The 17,055-nt window shown below is 59.7% G+C and carries 17 protein-coding genes; 14 read left to right on the top strand and 3 right to left on the bottom strand.

Annotated features, from left to right (window positions below; translation table 11 throughout):
- The first annotated feature begins 33 nt into the window (after positions 1–33).
- From AC07VR_RS10320 to argE, 3 genes are read left to right on the top strand one after another with little or no spacing between them, the layout of a single operon-like run.
- On the top strand, positions 34–465 hold the full coding sequence (locus tag AC07VR_RS10320; RefSeq protein ID WP_494991832.1) for a RidA family protein: 432 nt from the start codon (positions 34–36) through the stop codon (positions 463–465).
- Entirely contained in the window at positions 462–1,139 is a 678-nt protein-coding gene (locus tag AC07VR_RS10315; protein ID WP_494991833.1) for a DUF1028 domain-containing protein, read from the top strand. The genes AC07VR_RS10320 and AC07VR_RS10315 overlap by 4 nt, the downstream gene beginning before the upstream one ends.
- On the top strand, positions 1,136–2,299 hold the full coding sequence (gene argE / locus AC07VR_RS10310; RefSeq protein ID WP_495011177.1) for an acetylornithine deacetylase: 1,164 nt from the start codon (positions 1,136–1,138) through the stop codon (positions 2,297–2,299). Before AC07VR_RS10315 ends, argE begins: the two co-directional genes overlap by 4 nt.
- Before the next feature lie 167 nt (positions 2,300–2,466).
- On the opposite strand, the gene AC07VR_RS10305 is transcribed toward argE, so the two are convergent.
- Complete coding sequence (locus AC07VR_RS10305; RefSeq protein WP_494991835.1) at positions 2,467–3,387, bottom strand: LysR substrate-binding domain-containing protein; 921 nt, start codon at positions 3,385–3,387, stop codon at positions 2,467–2,469.
- Between the two features lie 277 nt (positions 3,388–3,664).
- Here AC07VR_RS10305 and AC07VR_RS10300 point away from each other — a divergent pair, with 277 nt between their 5' ends.
- The 8 genes from AC07VR_RS10300 to AC07VR_RS10265 all read left to right on the top strand — a co-directional run bounded on the left by AC07VR_RS10300 (position 3,665) and on the right by AC07VR_RS10265 (position 12,012).
- On the top strand, positions 3,665–5,155 hold the full coding sequence (locus tag AC07VR_RS10300; protein WP_495011176.1) for an aldehyde dehydrogenase: 1,491 nt from the start codon (positions 3,665–3,667) through the stop codon (positions 5,153–5,155).
- 22 nt (positions 5,156–5,177) lie between these two features.
- Positions 5,178–6,548, top strand: a complete 1,371-nt coding sequence (locus AC07VR_RS10295; RefSeq protein ID WP_495011175.1) for an aspartate aminotransferase family protein — start codon at positions 5,178–5,180, stop codon at positions 6,546–6,548.
- 406 nt (positions 6,549–6,954) lie between these two features.
- On the top strand, positions 6,955–7,941 hold the full coding sequence (locus AC07VR_RS10290) for an ABC transporter substrate-binding protein (RefSeq protein WP_494991838.1): 987 nt from the start codon (positions 6,955–6,957) through the stop codon (positions 7,939–7,941).
- Between the two features lie 9 nt (positions 7,942–7,950).
- Positions 7,951–8,754 (top strand): ABC transporter permease, encoded by an 804-nt coding sequence (locus AC07VR_RS10285; protein WP_494991839.1) that lies wholly within the window; start codon positions 7,951–7,953, stop codon positions 8,752–8,754.
- A complete protein-coding gene (locus AC07VR_RS10280) occupies positions 8,742–9,578 on the top strand; it encodes an ABC transporter ATP-binding protein (protein ID WP_494991840.1) in 837 nt (278 codons plus the stop codon). Before AC07VR_RS10285 ends, AC07VR_RS10280 begins: the two co-directional genes overlap by 13 nt.
- Positions 9,579–9,842: 264 nt before the next feature.
- The gene (locus tag AC07VR_RS10275; RefSeq protein ID WP_495011174.1) at positions 9,843–10,343 is read left to right on the top strand and encodes a methylated-DNA--[protein]-cysteine S-methyltransferase; all 501 of its coding nucleotides are present in this window, start codon (positions 9,843–9,845) and stop codon (positions 10,341–10,343) included.
- 174 nt (positions 10,344–10,517) lie between these two features.
- Positions 10,518–11,159 carry an MBL fold metallo-hydrolase gene (locus AC07VR_RS10270; RefSeq protein ID WP_495011173.1) on the top strand — a complete coding sequence of 214 codons (642 nt, stop codon included), beginning with the start codon at positions 10,518–10,520 and terminating at the stop codon, positions 11,157–11,159.
- Positions 11,160–11,274: 115 nt separating this feature from the next.
- Entirely contained in the window at positions 11,275–12,012 is a 738-nt protein-coding gene (locus AC07VR_RS10265) for a YiaD family glycine zipper/OmpA-like lipoprotein (protein ID WP_494991843.1), read from the top strand.
- A gap of 77 nt (positions 12,013–12,089) precedes the next feature.
- Here AC07VR_RS10265 and AC07VR_RS10260 read toward each other — a convergent pair whose 3' ends face one another.
- Positions 12,090–12,524, bottom strand: a complete 435-nt coding sequence (locus AC07VR_RS10260; RefSeq protein WP_494991844.1) for a Z-ring associated ZapG family protein — start codon at positions 12,522–12,524, stop codon at positions 12,090–12,092.
- A 146-nt stretch (positions 12,525–12,670) separates the two neighbouring features.
- Between AC07VR_RS10260 and AC07VR_RS10255 the strand changes: the two genes are divergently transcribed.
- The 3 genes from AC07VR_RS10255 to zapE all read left to right on the top strand — a co-directional run bounded on the left by AC07VR_RS10255 (position 12,671) and on the right by zapE (position 15,864).
- Positions 12,671–13,300 carry an alpha/beta hydrolase gene (locus AC07VR_RS10255; protein ID WP_494991845.1) on the top strand — a complete coding sequence of 210 codons (630 nt, stop codon included), beginning with the start codon at positions 12,671–12,673 and terminating at the stop codon, positions 13,298–13,300.
- A 24-nt stretch (positions 13,301–13,324) separates the two neighbouring features.
- Positions 13,325–14,680 (top strand): tryptophan--tRNA ligase, encoded by a 1,356-nt coding sequence (locus tag AC07VR_RS10250; protein ID WP_494991846.1) that lies wholly within the window; start codon positions 13,325–13,327, stop codon positions 14,678–14,680.
- An 89-nt stretch (positions 14,681–14,769) separates the two neighbouring features.
- Positions 14,770–15,864 (top strand): cell division protein ZapE, encoded by a 1,095-nt coding sequence (zapE, locus tag AC07VR_RS10245; protein WP_494991847.1) that lies wholly within the window; start codon positions 14,770–14,772, stop codon positions 15,862–15,864.
- Positions 15,865–15,978: 114 nt separating this feature from the next.
- Here zapE and AC07VR_RS10240 read toward each other — a convergent pair whose 3' ends face one another.
- Positions 15,979–16,875 (bottom strand): GlxA family transcriptional regulator, encoded by an 897-nt coding sequence (locus tag AC07VR_RS10240; RefSeq protein WP_494992138.1) that lies wholly within the window; start codon positions 16,873–16,875, stop codon positions 15,979–15,981.
- Between the last annotated feature and the right edge of the window lie 180 nt (positions 16,876–17,055).

Below are 17,055 nucleotides of genomic sequence, written 5' to 3'. Positions count from 1 at the left end.
CATATTTTGCCTTTCTTCCCCCAGGAGCGTCAGATGTCCAAGCCAACCCATACCCGTATTCGCATGTTCAACACCAAAGAAACCTACCCCAACCAGACCCTGGACAACGACCTCTGCCAAGCCGTCGTCGCCGGCAATACGGTGTATGTGCGGGGCCAGGTCGGCACCGATTTCGAGGGCAGGCTAGTCGGTCTGGGTGATCCACGGGCCCAGGCCGAACAAGCGATGAAGAACCTCAAACAGTTGCTGGAAGAAGCTGGCAGCGACCTGAGTCATATCGTCAAGACCACCACCTACATCACCGACCCGCGCTTTCGCGAGCCGGTCTATCGGGAAATCGGTAAGTGGCTCAAGGGCGTGTTTCCGATCTCCACCGGGCTGGTGGTTGCCGGCCTTGGCCAGCCTGAATGGCTGATGGAAATCGACGTGATTGCAGTGATCCCGGACCAGGAGGCGAGCAGATGACTTTTTCCATCGTCGGTCGTTGCGCTGAAACCGGGCAACTGGGAATTGCCATCAGCTCGTCGAGCATCGCCGTTGGTGCGCGTTGCCCCTGGTTGCGCGCGGGCGTCGGCGCGGTAGCGACCCAGAACATCACCTTGCCGGCCCTCGGCCCGGAAATTCTCGACCTGCTCGACGCCGGGGAAAGCGCCAGCGCGGCGCTGGACAAAGCCTTGACCCGCCACGGCTTCAGCCAATACCGCCAGGTCGCGGTGATCGATCATCACGGCGCCACGGCGCTGTTTACCGGCAGCCAGGCGCTGGGCGTGAACAACGCCGTCGCGGGTGAACAATGCGTGGCCGCCGGTAACCTGCTGGCGAACCCAGGGGTGATTCAGGCGATGGTTGACGCATTCGAAGTCACCGCCGGCGAGTTATTGGCCGATCGTTTGCTCGCGGCCATGCATGCGGCCATGGCGGCTGGCGGTGAGGCTGGACCGGTGCATTCGGCGGCGTTGTCGGTGGTCAGTGATCTGCTTTGGCCTATTGTCGATCTGCGGGTGGACTGGGCTGAACAAAACCCGATCGGTCAGCTTGATCAACTCTGGCAGGCTTATCGCCCGCAAATGGACGACTACGTCATCCGCGCGCTGAACCCGACGGTCGCGCCCAGCTACGGTGTGCCGGGTGATGAATGAGTGCCTTTAGAAGTCGTGCGTTGCTGGAGCGGCTGATCGGCTTCAATACCGTCAGCCGTGAGTCCAACCTGGCCCTGATCGAATTTATCCGCGACTACCTCGCGGATTTTGGCGTGGTCAGCGAAATGTTCTTCAATGCCGAACGAACCAAGGCCAACCTCTACGCCAGCATCGGCCCCACGGATCGACGTGGCATCGTGCTGTCCGGGCATACCGATGTGGTGCCCGTGGACGGTCAGCCGTGGACCGTCGAACCCTTTACCTTGAGCGAGCGGGAAGGGCGCCTGTACGGTCGCGGCACGGCAGACATGAAAGGCTATCTGGCTTGCGTGCTGGCGGCGGTTCCGGATTTTGTCGCTGCAGCGTTGCAGGTACCGGTGCATCTGGCGTTTTCCTACGATGAAGAAGTCGGCTGTCTCGGCGTGCGCTCATTGCTGGCCGAGCTTGCGCAACGCGACCCCAAGCCGCTGGCCTGCATCATTGGCGAACCCACCGAGCTGTGCCCGGTACTCGGGCACAAAGGCAAACTGGCAATGCGCTGCTGCGTGCAAGGCGCGGCCTGCCATTCGGCCTATGCACCGCAAGGGGTGAATGCCATCGAATATGCGGCACGGCTTATCGGCAAGCTGGGGCAGATCGGCGACGCGCTGGCGGAGAGTGAAGGCCTTGATCTGCGATTCGATCCGCCCTATTCAACCGTGCAGACCGGGGTGATTCGCGGCGGGACGGCGCTGAACATCGTGCCGGCGCAGTGTGAGTTCGACTTTGAAGTGCGGGCCTTGCCCAGCTTCAATCCGCAGCAGGTCGCGGACGCGTTGCAAGCCTATGCCGAGCAGGAATTGCTGCCGAAGATGCGGGTCGTACGGCCTGAAACGGCAATTCGCTTTCAGCCTTTGAGCGGTTATCCGGGACTGGCGACCGACCCCGAAGGTTTCGCGGCAGAACTCATCGCCCGGCTCAGTGGCTCCAGCGAATTCGGCACCGTGGCCTTTGGCACTGAAGGTGGGCTGTTCAGTCAGGCCGGGATTCCCACCGTGGTGTGCGGGCCGGGCAGCATGGACCAAGGTCACAAGCCCGATGAATTCGTGAGCGTCGAGCAGATGCAGGGCTGTGAGCAGATGCTGGAGCGGTTGGTGCAGTGGTTGCGTCAACCCACCTGAGTCTCGTTCCCACGCTCCGCGTACTGATCGTTCCCACGCTCCGCGTGGGAATGCAGCCCGTGACGCTCTGCGTCATATCCAGGAGCGGACGCAGAGCGTGGGAACGATCATCAACCCTGTAGGAGCAGCCGGTCGACGCTCGATTGCTCGCGATGAGGGCCTAGAGATCACAGAGATCTTTCGGCCTTCGCTGTGAGCTGCTCCCGACAATAATCAGCAAACAGCTGCGCCGGTTTGGTCAGTTGCCCGCGCTTGAGCCAGGCTGCTACCAGACCTGAACCGGTGACGTCTTCGACGATATCCACGCACACCACTTTCTGCCCGTCATAGGTGCACTCCGAATGCGGCCGGGTCACCAGAATCGAAAAGCCGAAACCCTGGCCCACCATCCCCCGAACCATCTCGATCGACGGTGAGCTGAAGGCAATTCTGGGTGTCAAATCAAACTCTTCAAACAGACTGACGAAGTAGGTCCTGCTCGGCTGCACGTCCAGCAGAATCATCGGTTCCAGGCACAAGTCACGCAGGGAAACCTGCGCTTGCCGGGCAAAGCGATGGTCGGCCGGCAGCAATGCATAAGGTCGCTGCGCAGGCATCAGCGGTTCGGTCTGGATGGTGCCGTCCAGGTCGTGTTCATAGAGGATCGCCAGGTCAAAGGTGCCGGACGTCAGACCTTGCACCAGCTCCTGTTGTTCGCCGTCGCGGATACGGATCTCCACTCCCGGATAGAGCGCGGAAAAGCCTGCGATCAACTGCGGCAAATACAGCGGCGCCACGGTTTCGAAGCAACCGATATCGATCTGCCCGGCCACTACATCGTTGTCGGCCAGGGCGTTCTGTTCGAACTCCTTGGCCATGCGCAACAGCTCCTGAGCCTTGCGATAAAAGCGTGCGCCGCTGGGCGTCAGTGAAACCCCCTGGGCATGATGGCGGATCAGCAGTTGCACGCCAAAGCTGTCTTCCAGTCCCTTGATCGCCGTGGAGATCGATGGCTGTGCGATGTACAGCTTGCGCGAAGCCTCGGCGACGCTGCCGCATTCGACGGTGGTGATGAAGTACTTCAGTTGACGCAGATTGTAGGCAGCCACAGCGAACCTCGTTCTATGCCCCGTCGCGGGGTGGGTGAATTCGAAGCCAGACATCTTCTGGCTCGACTTCTGTTGCTTAGAGCCTAAGCAAATTGCGCACCGCCACGTCCGCTTGGCGAGCGCTTTTCTTGTACCAGAACAATAACCACAAGGCGTGCGCTTGGGGTATTTAGCTGCCCAGTTTTTTCATGGCCTGCGAACACATATTTACTATTTTTCCTCGACCAAGGCCTGCGCCACCATCCACTCCAATAGTCAGCATCAGGGGAGTCTGAACGTGTTCGAGCTTGAATATTGGCAACGCCAGGCAGCCACGCTGCGCTTTCGTGATCAGGCACTGATTGGCGGCAAAAGCGTGTCTGCGCAGTCCGGGCAAACCTTTGCCGCGATCAACCCGGCCACCGGCGAGTGCCTGGCCCGGGTCGCCGCTTGTGGCAGCGAAGACGTTGATGCGGCGGTGCTCAGCGCGCGTCAGGCGTTCGAGTCCGGCAGTTGGTCGGCGCGTTCACCCAGTGAGCGCAAGCAGGTGCTGCTGCGCCTGGCGGACTTGATCATGACCCACCGCGAAGAACTGGCGCTGCTCGACTCGCTAAACATGGGCAAACCGGTGATGGACGCCTACAACATCGACGTGCCGGGTGCCGCCGGCGTGTTTCGCTGGTACGCCGAAAGCCTCGACAAGCTCTATGACCAGGTCGCGCCAAGTGCGCAGAACGTGTTGGCGACCATCACCCGTGAAGCCCTGGGTGTGGTCGCGGCGGTGGTGCCGTGGAATTTCCCGCTGGACATGGCTGCCTGGAAACTCGCGCCGGCCCTGGCCGCGGGCAACTCGGTGATTCTCAAACCCGCCGAGCAATCACCATTCTCTGCATTGCGTCTGGGTGAACTGGCGCTGGAAGCCGGTTTGCCGGAAGGTGTGCTGAACGTGCTGCCGGGTCTTGGCGAACAGGCGGGCAAGGCGCTGGGTCTGCATCCGGACATCGATTGCCTGGTGTTCACCGGCTCCACCGAAGTCGGCAAGTATTTCATGCAGTACTCGGCGCAATCGAACCTCAAGCAAGTCTGGCTCGAATGCGGCGGCAAGAGTGCCAACCTGGTGTTCGCCGATTGCCAGGACCTGGAGCTGGCGGCGCAGAAAGCCGCGTTCGGGATCTTCTTCAATCAGGGCGAAGTCTGTTCGGCCAACTCGCGGTTGCTGGTGGAGCGCTCGATTCATGATGAGTTTGTCCAGCGCCTCAAGGCTCAGGTTGAACGCTGGCAGCCGGGCGATCCACTGGATCCTTCAAGCACCGCCGGGGCCATTGTCGACAGCCGTCAGACCGGGAGGATCATGACGTTTATCCAGGCCGCCGAACGGCAAGGCGCGCAACGCGTTTGCGGTGGTCAGCAACTGACCTTCAATGGGTCCCATAACTTTATCCAGCCGACGATCTTTACCGGCGTGAGCCCGGACATGCCGCTGTTTCGCGATGAAGTATTCGGTCCGGTGCTGGCAGTCACGGCCTTCGATGATGAAGCACATGCCCTGCAACTGGCTAACGACAGCGTCTACGGTCTGGCCGCGTCGCTGTGGACCGATGATCTCAATCGCGCCCACCGCGTGGCGCGGCAATTGCGTGCCGGCACGGTTTCGGTCAATAGCGTCGATGCGCTGGACGTGACGGTGCCGTTCGGTGGCGGCAAGCAGTCCGGCTTCGGCCGCGACCTGTCGCTGCACTCATTCGATAAATACACCCAGTTGAAGACCACCTGGTTTCAACTGCGCTGACAATAAAAACGGAGAACTGGCGATGACCACCCTACGTGAAACCCGCGACTACCAGGCCGCCGATGCCGCGCACCACATCCATGCATTTGTTGATCAGAAAGCGCTCAACGACGAAGGGCCGAGGGTGATGGTTCGTGGCGAGCGCCTGCATTTGTGGGACAACGATGGCCAGCGCTACCTGGACGGCATGTCGGGTCTTTGGTGCACCAACCTCGGTTACGGGCGCAAGGATCTGGCCGCCGCGGCGAGCCAGCAACTGGAACAGTTGCCGTACTACAACATGTTTTTCCACACCACCCACCCGCAGGTGATCGAACTGTCGGAACTGCTATTCAGTCTGCTGCCGGGTCACTACAGCCACGCGATCTACACCAACTCAGGCTCCGAAGCCAACGAAGTACTGATCCGCACGGTGCGCCGCTACTGGACCATCCTCGGCAAACCCGAGAAGAAAATCATGATCGGCCGCTGGAACGGTTACCACGGCTCGACGCTAGCGGCCACGGCACTGGGCGGCATGAAGTTCATGCATGAAATGGGCGGGATGATTCCGGATATCGCGCACATCGACGAACCCTATTGGTTCGCCCATGAAGGCAACCTGACGCCGGCTGAGTTCGGTCGGCGGGCGGCGCGGCAACTGGAAGACAAGATCCTCGAACTTGGCGCGGACAAGGTCGCGGCGTTCGTTGCCGAACCCTTCCAGGGCGCCGGCGGAATGATTTTCCCGCCAGAAAGCTACTGGCCGGAGATTCAGCGGATCTGCCGTAAATACGACGTGCTGCTGTGCGCCGATGAAGTGATTGGCGGCTTCGGTCGCACCGGTGAATGGTTCGCCCACGAGCACTTCGGTTTCGAGCCGGACACGCTGGCCATCGCCAAGGGCCTGACCTCGGGTTACATCCCCATGGGCGGGCTGGTGTTGTCCAGGCGCATGGCCGAAGTGCTGGTGGAGCAGGGCGGGGTGTTCGCCCACGGCCTGACCTATTCCGGTCACCCGGTGGCGGCGGCGGTGGCCATCGCCAACCTCAAGGCATTGCGCGACGAGGGGGTGGTCACACGGGTGAAAGATGACATCGGCCCGTACCTGCAGCAGTGCTTGCGCGAGGTGTTCGGCAAGCACCCGTTGGTGGGTGACATTCAAGGTGTAGGCATGGTCGCCGCCTTGCAGTTCGCCGAAGACAAAACCACTCGCAAGCGCTTTGCCAACGAGAGCGACATCGCCTGGCGCTGCCGGACTCTGGGTTTCGAAGAAGGTGTGATCATCCGTTCGACCCTGGGCCGGATGATCATGGCCCCGGCGCTGATCGCCAGCCGCGAAGAGATCGATGAACTGGTCGGCAAGACACTGAAAGCAGTGGATCGCACGGCGCAGGAGTTTGGCCGGCTCTGATATTGCCGAAGGTCCTGCGGACCTTATGATTGATCGTTCCCACGCTCCGCGTGGGAATGCATCCCGTGACGCTCTGCGTCACATCTCAAAGCAGACGCAGAGCGTCCATGGCGGCATTCCCACGCAGAGCGTGGGAACGATCTTCTTTTCCCCAAACCGCACCCACTCCGGGCAACCTTGCTCACGGCGCTCTTTTGCCGTGCGCGCTACCGAGGTTTTTCATCGTTCCCGGCGACATATTTCCTCGTTTTCCTATCCCCGGGCTTGGGCCAACATCGACCACGCCAGTCAGCCGAACGCTGACCAGTTCAAGGTCCAGACAGAGACCGCACGTTGCACCTGTTCAAGGCCGCTGGCCGTACTGCCCCGCAAGACAAAACTAAATCAATAGCTGTGGGAGTGCTTCATGATCAAGTCCTTGCTAATCCGTTTCGCCCATCCCCTGGCGATCACCGCCATCGCCACCTGCGTCGCCACCAGCGCCCAGGCCGGCACCCTGTCCATCGGCCATACCACCTGGGTCGGCTATGGCACCCTCTACCTCGCTCAGGACCTGGGCTACTTCAAGGAGAATGGCCTGACGGTCGAACTGCCAGTCGTTGAAGAGGCTTCGATGTACATGGCCGCTCAAGCTTCGGGTCAGCTGTCCGGCTCGGCCTCGACCATCGACGAAGTACTCAAGTACCGTCCGCAGTTCTGCTTCAAAGCGGTGGCGGCGCTGGATGAAAGCCATGGTGGCGACGGTGTGCTGGTCGGCAAGGACGTCAAGAATTTGCAGGAGCTCAAAGGCAAGGCCATCGCCGTGAACGAAGGCTCGGTGTCGCAGTTCTGGCTGTCGTACCTGCTGAAAAAGAACGGCATGAAAATGAGCGACCTGATCGTTCAGAACATGACTGCTGATGACGCTGCCACCGCGTTCATCGCTGGCCGAGTACCAGCTGCCGTGACCTGGGAACCCCATCTGTCGATGGTCCGTGACAAGCAACAAGGCAAGGTGCTGATCGACAGCAGTTCCACCCCCGGCGTCATTGTCGATGTGGTAGCGCTCAACTGCGCGGTCATTGAAAAGCAACCGCAAGACGTCAAAGCGTTGGTCGCCGGTTTATACAAAGCTGTGCAGTACACCCAGGAACATCCCGAAGAGGCCTACAAAATCATGGCCAAGGGTGTCGGCGGTTACCTGTCTGATCCCAAAGAACTGGCTGCCGCCGCCAAGGGCGTGCGCTTCTACGATCAGACTATGAGCGAGAAGCTTCTCGGCTCGCTGGGCAAACCGGGCGACAGCGCGGCGCTGATCAAACTGGCCAACGAAACTGCCAGCGAACTTCAGGGCAAACCCTACAACGTCAGTAATGACGACCTCGTGGACAACCGCTTCGTCACCCCGCTCTAGGAGGTCAGCATGTTCAAGCGAAATTCATGGCTGAGCCGCTGCGTCACGCCCAAGACCGGTCTGCCGGCGCAAATGATATTGAGTGCCAGCGCCATGGCCTGGGTGTTGTTGATCGGGTTATGGGCGGGACTGTCTTACGGCGGCGTGGTGCCGGGCATGTTTCTGCCGACCCCGGGGGCGGTGCTGGACGCCGCGCTGCGTCTGGGGCGCGACGGCACACTGGGGGTGCATGTGTGGGCCAGCCTGGAAGTGGTGATGGTTGGCTTCATCGTCTCGTCGCTGGTGGCAGTGCCCTTGGGTTTGCTGATGGGCAGCTTCCGTATCGTCCAAGCGTTCCTCGAACCCATGGTCAACTTCATTCGCTACCTGCCGGTGACCTCCTTTGTGCCGCTGTTCATCCTGTGGATCGGCATCGGCCTGGAGCAGCGGGTCTCGGTGATCATATTCGGGGTGTTCTTCCAGCAGCTGGTGATGATTGCTGATGTGTCAAAAGGCATATCGAAGGACCTGATCAATGCCTCCTACACCCTCGGCTCGAGCCGTCGCGATGCAGTGTTGCATGTCATCGCTCCGGCCTCGCTGCCGGGTGTGCTCGATACCCTGCGGGTCACCATGGGCTGGGCCTGGACCTATCTGGTCGTCGCCGAACTGGTGGCGGCCTCCAGTGGCCTGGGTTACCTGAGTCTGAAAGCCATGCGCGGCTTTCAGGTGGATGTGATCTTCCTGGCGATCGCGATCATCGGTCTGTTGGGCCTGATCACCGATCAACTGTTCCGCTTCCTTCGCTTGAGGATCGCCGCATGGGCTCAGTAACCGCTGCCAATCATCGCTTCGTCACCCCCGCTGCCACCCCGGTACAGGCCGCGCCACGGTTGCAAGTGGACAAGGTCAGCCTGCGCTACCAGAAGCCCGACGGCGGCATCTTCACCGCGCTGGAAAAGGTCTCGTTTGAAGTGCCGGACCAGCAATTCGCGGTGCTGGTGGGGCCGTCGGGCTGCGGCAAATCCAGCCTGCTGTACCTGACGGCCGGCCTGGCCGAACCCACGGAGGGGGAGATCTACGTGGGTGGTCAGCAAGTCGAAGGCCCCGGCGCCGATCGCGGCATGGTATTCCAGAGCTACACCTTGTTCCCGTGGCTGACGGTGCGGCAAAACGTCGAATTCGGCCTCAAACGTCGCGGCATGCCCGCTGCCCAGCGCAAGGAAATCGTCGACTACTACGTGAACGAAGTCGGCCTGACGAGCTTCGCCGACAACTATGCCAAGCAACTCTCCGGCGGCATGATGCAGCGCGTAGCCATCGCCCGCGCCCTGGCCAACGACCCGCAAATCCTGCTGATGGACGAACCCTTCGGTGCCCTCGACAGCCAGACCCGCTTGCAAATGCAGCAACTGTTGCTGCGGGTGTGGGGCAACAGCAAAAAGACCGTGCTGTTTGTCACCCACGACATCGACGAAGCCATCCTCCTGGGCGACCGGGTGTACGTCATGGGCGCAAAGCCCGGGCGAATCAAAAAAATCCTCGACGTACCCATCGACCGCCCGCGCACCCTGGACATGGTCATGGAGCGCTCGTTCATCGAAATGAAACGCGAGATATTCGGCTTGCTGCATGATGAGCTGGAGGAAGCGCACTGATCGGCTGCCCGCCAAGTACACGCATTGATCGTTCCCACGCTCTGCGTGGGAATGCCTCTGGGGACGCTCCGCGTCCCGTGACGCAAAGCGTCATAGCTGCATACCCACGCGGCAGCATGGGAACAATCATCAAATTCAACCGCAAGAAACGTAGTTCTTGCGGTTGAACCACAAATTATTGTGAATACGTCCTCTGACAAAGATGAACGATCGCCTTCACCGTCCAGCGACGTCTGAAGTGCCTGTCGGATCAAGGAGTCACCCATGTCGTACGTATTCAAACTGATGAACTCGCCCGTCGGCACACTCACCCTGGTGGCCAAGGGCAACAAACTCTGCGCCATCCTCTGGGAGAACGACAAACCCAACCGGGTTCGCTTCACCACCCTGCAAGAAGATATCCACAGCCCGGTGTTGCTGGAGGCCGAGCGCCAACTCAACGAGTACTTCGCGGGCAACCGCAACCGCTTTGAGCTGGAGCTCGACTTTGCCGGCACTGACTTCCAGCAAAAGGTCTGGCAGGCGTTGCTGACCATCCCGTTCGGCGAAACCCGCAGTTACAGTCAAATCGCCGTGCAAATCGGCAATCCAAAGGCGGTTCGAGCGGTTGGCGCTGCAAATGGAAGAAACCCGATCTCAATTGTCGCGCCTTGCCATCGCGTCATCGGTGCATCGGGTGCTCTCACGGGATTTGCAGGTGGGCTCGGAGCCAAAAAGTTTCTGCTTACATTGGAAGGTGAAGACAGGTTTGAGCTCGCACTTTGACTGTTCAGCCTCTTCGCGGGCAAGCCTCGCTCCTACGAGTATCAGACGGTCCCACAATTCTGGCCCGACGCAAATCTCATGTAGGAGCGAGGCTTGCCCGCGAAGACTCTGGATCAGGCAACTCATCTTTTGTGCCAGAATCGCCCCCATCACTGATTTCCGAGCATGCCCCCGATGTCCCAGCCCCCCGCCCTTATCCGCGAAACCTTCCCCGTCGGCCCGTTGCAGTGCAACTGCACGATCATCGGCGACCCGATCACGAAAAAGGCTATCGTCGTCGATCCGGGTGGCAATCATGAGTTGATCCTGGCGCGGCTCGATGCGTTGGGCCTGAAGGTGGTGAGCATTATCCATACCCACGCCCATCTCGATCATTTCCTCGCCTCCGGTCAATTGAAGGAAAAAACCGGCGCCACCTTACATCTGCATAAAGAAGATCAGTTCCTCTGGGACAACCTGGAGATGCAGTGCAGCATGTTCGGCGTGCCTTACACGCCAGTCCCGTCGCCGGATCGCTGGTTGGCGGATGACGAAGAGCTGGCCTGTGGCTGCGGCGTTGCGCTGCACACGCCCGGTCATACGCCAGGTTCCATGAGCTTTTGGTTTTCTGAGGCTAAGCTGCTGATTGCCGGTGACACGCTGTTTCGTCGCGGAGTGGGGCGTACGGACTTGTGGGGCGGCGATCAGGCGACCATCGTGCGCTCGATCAAGCAGCGTCTGTATACCCTGGACGAGGAGGCGACGGTGGTTGCCGGGCATGGTCCCGATACCCGTCTGGGTGATGAAATGCGGGAAAACCCTTTTGTGCGAGCCTGATTTTCTGGCGTGGACAGGCTTACGGAATTTTTACCGTCGGTCGTGTTCCAACGCCAGCACGGGTCTATTGCCAACGTCCGTTGCACCACAGAATGCAAAAAAGTAGGAGCTTTCCATGTTCACCTCGCGTCGTTTGATTATTGTCGCTACTGCCGTGGCCTTGTTGTCTGGCTGTGCGAACCAGAACCCGTATGACAACCAGGGTCAGGCCGACAGCTCCACAGGCTCCACGGGCATGAGCAAAACTGCCAAATACGGTGGTTTGGGAGCCTTGGCCGGTGCGCTGGCCGGTGCTGCCATCGACCACAATAACCGTGGCAAGGGCGCGCTGATTGGCGCCGCCGTGGTGGGTGCATCCGCCGCCGGCTATGGTTACTACGCGGATCAGCAGGAAAAGAAACTGCGTGCCAGCATGGCCAACACCGGTGTAGAAGTGCAGCGCCAGGGTGATCAGATCAAGCTGATCATGCCGGGCAACATCACCTTCGGCACCGATTCGGCGAACATCGCCCCGAGCTTTTATCAGCCGCTGAACAACCTGGCCGGCTCCCTCAAGGAGTTCAACCAGAATCAGATCGAGATCGTGGGTTACACCGACAGCACCGGCGGCCGTCAGCACAACATGGACTTGTCGCAGCGTCGCGCTCAAAGCGTAGCAACCTACCTGACGTCCCAGGGTGTCAGCGGTGCCAACCTGTCGGCTCGCGGTGCCGGTCCGGATGGCCCGATCGCCAGCAACGCCGACGTCAACGGCCGTGCCCAGAACCGTCGGGTAGAGGTCAACCTCAAACCGATTCCTGGTCAGCAGTATCAGCAGCAAGGTCAGCAGCAAGGCCAGCAATATCAGCAATAAGCCCTGACGCTCAGGTACAAAAAAGCCCGCCCGATCTTCAATAGATCGGGCGGGCTTTTTTTACGCTTGAACCCTGATTATTTCTTCAGGCCGTAATGCTCATCGAGCATGCCGGGAGCGTTCGGCGATTTTGGCGCGTAATCTTTCGGCGCTTCCTGGCTGCGCGGTGGTGTCAGACGTTCCCGTGGCGCTTGTACCGAATCGGCGTGCAGAGCGGCCAGCAAGCGTTGGCGAGTCAGTTCGTCCAGGGCCAGACGGTTGGCGCCCTCGGCGAGATGCTCTTGTACGTCCTGATAGCTCTGAGTGAGCTTCTGTACCAAAGCTGCGGTGCTGTTGAAGTGGGTGACCACTTCATTTTGATAACTGTCAAAACGTTCCTGAATATCATCCAGCTGACGCTGCGTGCGGTTAGGCGCGGCATTGGGCAGCAGGCGAGCGACCAGGAATCCAATGACGACACCGGCAACCAGGGCAAGAGTCGGCAACAACCAAACTAAGAGCGAGTGTTCCACGAGTCCTTCCTCTATAAACGGCTTTGCTTTACGTTAACGGCTCGGACCTGCGCTGTATACCGCGACGAGATCGCAATCATGCCAGGCACAGACTTTTAGCTAGACGAGTCGACCCAATTCGAGGTCACGGAGTTCCTTCCTTGCTTATGCGCGAAACCCCTGTATTTATCGATGGCCCGGTTGGTCAATTGGAAGCCTTGCACCTGGATCAGCCCGACGCCCGTGGCCTGGCACTGATCTGTCACCCGAATCCGGTGCAGGGTGGCACCATGCTCAATAAAGTTGTTTCGACCCTGCAGCGCACCGCGCGTGATGCTGGCTTGATCACCCTGCGCTTCAACTATCGTGGCGTTGGCGCCAGCGCTGGCAGCCATGACATGGGCTGCGGTGAAGTCGATGATGCACTGGCGGCGGCACAATGGTTTCGGGCCCGGCATCCTGAGCTGCCCATCACCCTGTTCGGTTTTTCCTTCGGCGGTTTCGTCGCGGCCAGCCTTGGTGGTCGCCTGGAAGCCAAGGGTGAAACACTGGCTCACTTGTTCATGGTCGCGCCTGCGGTCATGCGTCTGGGCGATCAGGATCAGTTGCCGCAAAACTGTCCGCTGACCCTGATTCAGCCAGAAACCGACGAAGTGATCGATCCGCAACTGGTCTACGACTGGTCCGATGCCCTTGATCGTCCCCATGAGCTGCTGAAAGTGGCAGAATGCGGACACTTTTTTCACGGCAAGCTGACGGACCTCAAAGATCTGATACTGCCGCGCCTTTCGAATTGATTGCAGTCTGACAAGCGATTACCCATGACTACTCGTACGCGTATCCTCACCGGCATCACCACCACCGGCACGCCGCACCTGGGCAACTATGCCGGGGCCATCCGTCCGGCGATCGTTGCCAGCCGCGACAGCAATGCCGATTCGTTCTACTTCCTGGCCGACTACCACGCCCTGATCAAATGCGATGACCCGCTGCGCATCCAGCGCTCGCGTCTGGAAATCGCCGCGACCTGGCTGGCCGGTGGTCTGGATGTGGATCGGGTAACGTTCTATCGCCAGTCCGATATCCCGGAAATCCCTGAGCTGACCTGGCTGCTGACCTGCGTCGCGGCCAAGGGCCTGCTCAACCGCGCCCACGCCTACAAGGCCTCGGTGGACAAAAACGTCGAAACCGGTGAAGACCCGGATGCCGGTATCACCATGGGCTTGTACAGCTACCCGGTGCTGATGGCGGCGGACATTCTGATGTTCAACGCACACAAGGTGCCGGTCGGTCGCGATCAGATCCAGCACGTAGAAATGGCTCGCGACATCGGCCAGCGCTTCAACCACCTGTTCGGCCAGGGCAAAGAATTTTTCACCATGCCCGAGGCACTGATCGAAGAGAGCGTGGCCACACTGCCAGGTCTCGACGGCCGGAAGATGTCCAAAAGCTACGACAACACCATACCGTTGTTCAGCAGCGTCAAGGAAATGAAGGACGCCATTTCGCGGATCGTCACCGACTCCCGCGCCCCCGGTGAAGCCAAAGACCCGGACAACTCGCACCTGTTCACCTTGTTCCAGGCCTTCGCCACGCCGGCGCAGTCCGACGAATTTCGCAGCGAACTGCTGCAGGGGCTGGGTTGGGGTGAAGCAAAAAATCGTCTGTTCCAACTGCTCGACAACGAGCTGGGCGAATCCCGCGAGCGCTATTACCAGTTGATCGAGCGTCCGGCGGATCTGGAAGACATCCTCCAGGCCGGTGCCAGGAAGGCGCGCGCCATTGCGATGCCATTCCTCAATGAGCTGCGTGAAGCGGTTGGCCTGCGTTCTTTCGTCAATCAGGTGCAAGTCACCACGACCACCAAGAAGAAAGCTGCGAAAGCCGCGCGCTTCGTCAGTTTTCGTGAAGACGACGGCAGTTTCCGCTTCCGTCTGCTGGCGGCTGATGGTGAGCAACTGCTGCTGTCGCGCAACTTTGCCGACGGTAAGGCAGCAGGCGCAGTGACCAAGCAACTGCAAGCCGGTCAGGCACTGGACCTGCGTAGCGACAACCTGAGCTTCAGTGTCTGGCTGGAAGGCGAGTGCGTGGCAGACAGCCCGACCTTCGCTGACAGCGCTGCTCGCGATGCTGCCATCGACGCCTTGCGGGTTGCTCTGACACCTGCGCAGGACTAATCGGAGGTCTGCCCGACTAAGGGTTGATTGCCATTCTCAAGGGCCGTCGCTACAGTGACGGCCCGTTTTTGTTGCCTTGCTAACGAATTATGAACCCCCTAGAACGATATCAAGCTGATCTGAAACGCCCGGAATTTTTCCATGATGCCGCCCAGGAAACTGCGGTACGTCATTTGCAACGCCTGTACGACGATCTGGTCGCGGCTTCGCATAGCAAGCCGGGCCTGTTCGGTAAACTGTTTGGCAAAAAAGATCAGGCGCCGGTCAAGGGGCTGTACTTCTGGGGTGGCGTCGGCCGCGGCAAGACCTATCTGGTCGATACCTTCTTCGAAGCCCTGCCGTTCAAGGAAAAGGTCCGCACTCACTTCCACCGCTTCATGAAGCGCGTGCACGAAGAGATGAAGACCCTCAGCGGCGAGAAAAACCCGCTGACCATCATCGCCAAGCGCTTCTCCGACGAAGCACGGGTGATCTGTTTCGATGAGTTCTTCGTTTCCGACATCACCGACGCCATGATTCTTGGCACGTTGATGGAAGAGCTGTTCAAGAATGGTGTAACGCTTGTTGCCACCTCGAACATCGTCCCGGACGGTCTGTACAAAGATGGTCTGCAACGTGCGCGCTTCTTGCCGGCTATCGCCCTGATCAAGCAGAACACCGATATTGTCAACGTCGACAGCGGCGTCGATTATCGCCTGCGTCATCTCGAACAGGCCGAGCTGTTCCACTACCCGCTGGACAAAGCGGCCAACGAAAGCCTGCGCAAGAGCTTCCGTGCCCTGACTCCGGAATGCACTCAGGCCGTCGAAAACGATGTGCTGATGATTGAAAACCGCGAAATCCGTGCCTTGCGCACCTGCGATGACGTGGCCTGGTTCGACTTCCGCGAACTCTGCGACGGCCCTCGCAGCCAGAACGACTACATCGAGCTGGGCAAGATCTTCCACGCCGTGCTGCTCAGTGGCGTCGAGCAGATGACCGTCACCACCGACGACATCGCCCGACGCTTCATCAACATGGTCGACGAGTTCTACGACCGTAACGTCAAGCTGATCATCTCCGCTGAAGTCGAGCTCAAGGACCTCTACACCGGCGGTCGCTTGAACTTCGAGTTCCAGCGCACCCTCAGCCGTTTGCTGGAAATGCAGTCCCACGAATTTCTGTCGCGGGCGCACAAGCCGTAGGACGTTTCCGAAAATAAAAAAGGGCCTGCATTGCAGGCCCTTTTTTGTGCTGTGCGTCGCTCCAACTGATCGTTCCCACACAGAGCGTGGGAACGATCAGCTTGTTGGCTGGTGCTATGCCGCCTGCTGAAACTGCTGCCGATACTGATTCGGCGACAGCTCGGTGTGCTGGCGGAACAATCGAGCGAAGAAGCTGGCATCGTCATAGCCGACTTCATAGCTGATGGTCTTGATGCTTTTGCGGCTGGCCGAGAGCAGGCCCTTGGCGGTTTCGATGCGCAGGCGTTGCAGGTAGTGCAGCGGCTTGTCGCCGGTGGCGGTCTGGAAACGGCGCATGAAGTTGCGGATGCTCATCCCGTGTTCGCGGGCGACGTCCTCGAAGCGGAACTTGTCGGCGAAGTGTTCTTCGAGCCAGTGCTGGATCTGCAGGATGATCACGTCCTGGTGCAGTTTTTGCCCGCCGAAACCGATTCGGCCGGGGGCGTAGCTGCGTTGCACTTCGTAGAGAATGTCCCGGGCCACGGCCTGGGCGACGTTGGCGCCGCAGAAGCGCTCGATCAGGTAGATATAAAGGTCGCAGGCCGACGTGGTGCCGCCAGCGCAGTACAGGTTGTCGGCGTCGGTCAGGTGCTTGTCCTGATTGAGCTGGACCTTTGGGAAGCGTTCGCTGAAGGCATTGAAGAAGCGCCAGTAGGTGGTCGCTTCCTTGCCGTCGAGCAAGCCGGCTTCGGCAAGCCAGAACACTCCGGTGGCTTCGCCGCAGAGCACGGCACCGCGTGCGTGTTGTTCGCGCAGCCATGGCATCACTTGTGGATAACGCTGGCAGAGCGTTTCGAAGTCGTCCCAGAAGGCCGGGAGGATGATCACGTCGGTATTTTCCAGGCCGCCGTCCACCGGCAAAATCACATCGCTGAAGCTACACACCGATTGTCCATCGGGGCTGACCAGACGGGTTTCGAATGCCGGGGTCAGGCCGTGGCCGAGTTGTTTGCCATAACGCAGGCTGGCCAGATGGAAGAAATCCTTGGCTTGCATGAGGGTTGACGCAAAAACCCGATCAATAGCCAGGATGCTGACACGCCGTAGGGGCGTGGAGAGTTGGATAGACATAATTCAATTATTCTTATAGGGGAAAGTGGTCACCAAACGGCTGGATCGTCTTATTTTTTGTCGGATGTGTCCAGTGTCCTG

The sequence above is a fragment of the Pseudomonas sp. GW821-FHT02H09 genome (assembly GCF_059421425.1).
This window is presented reverse-complemented; position numbering and strand designations above follow the sequence as displayed.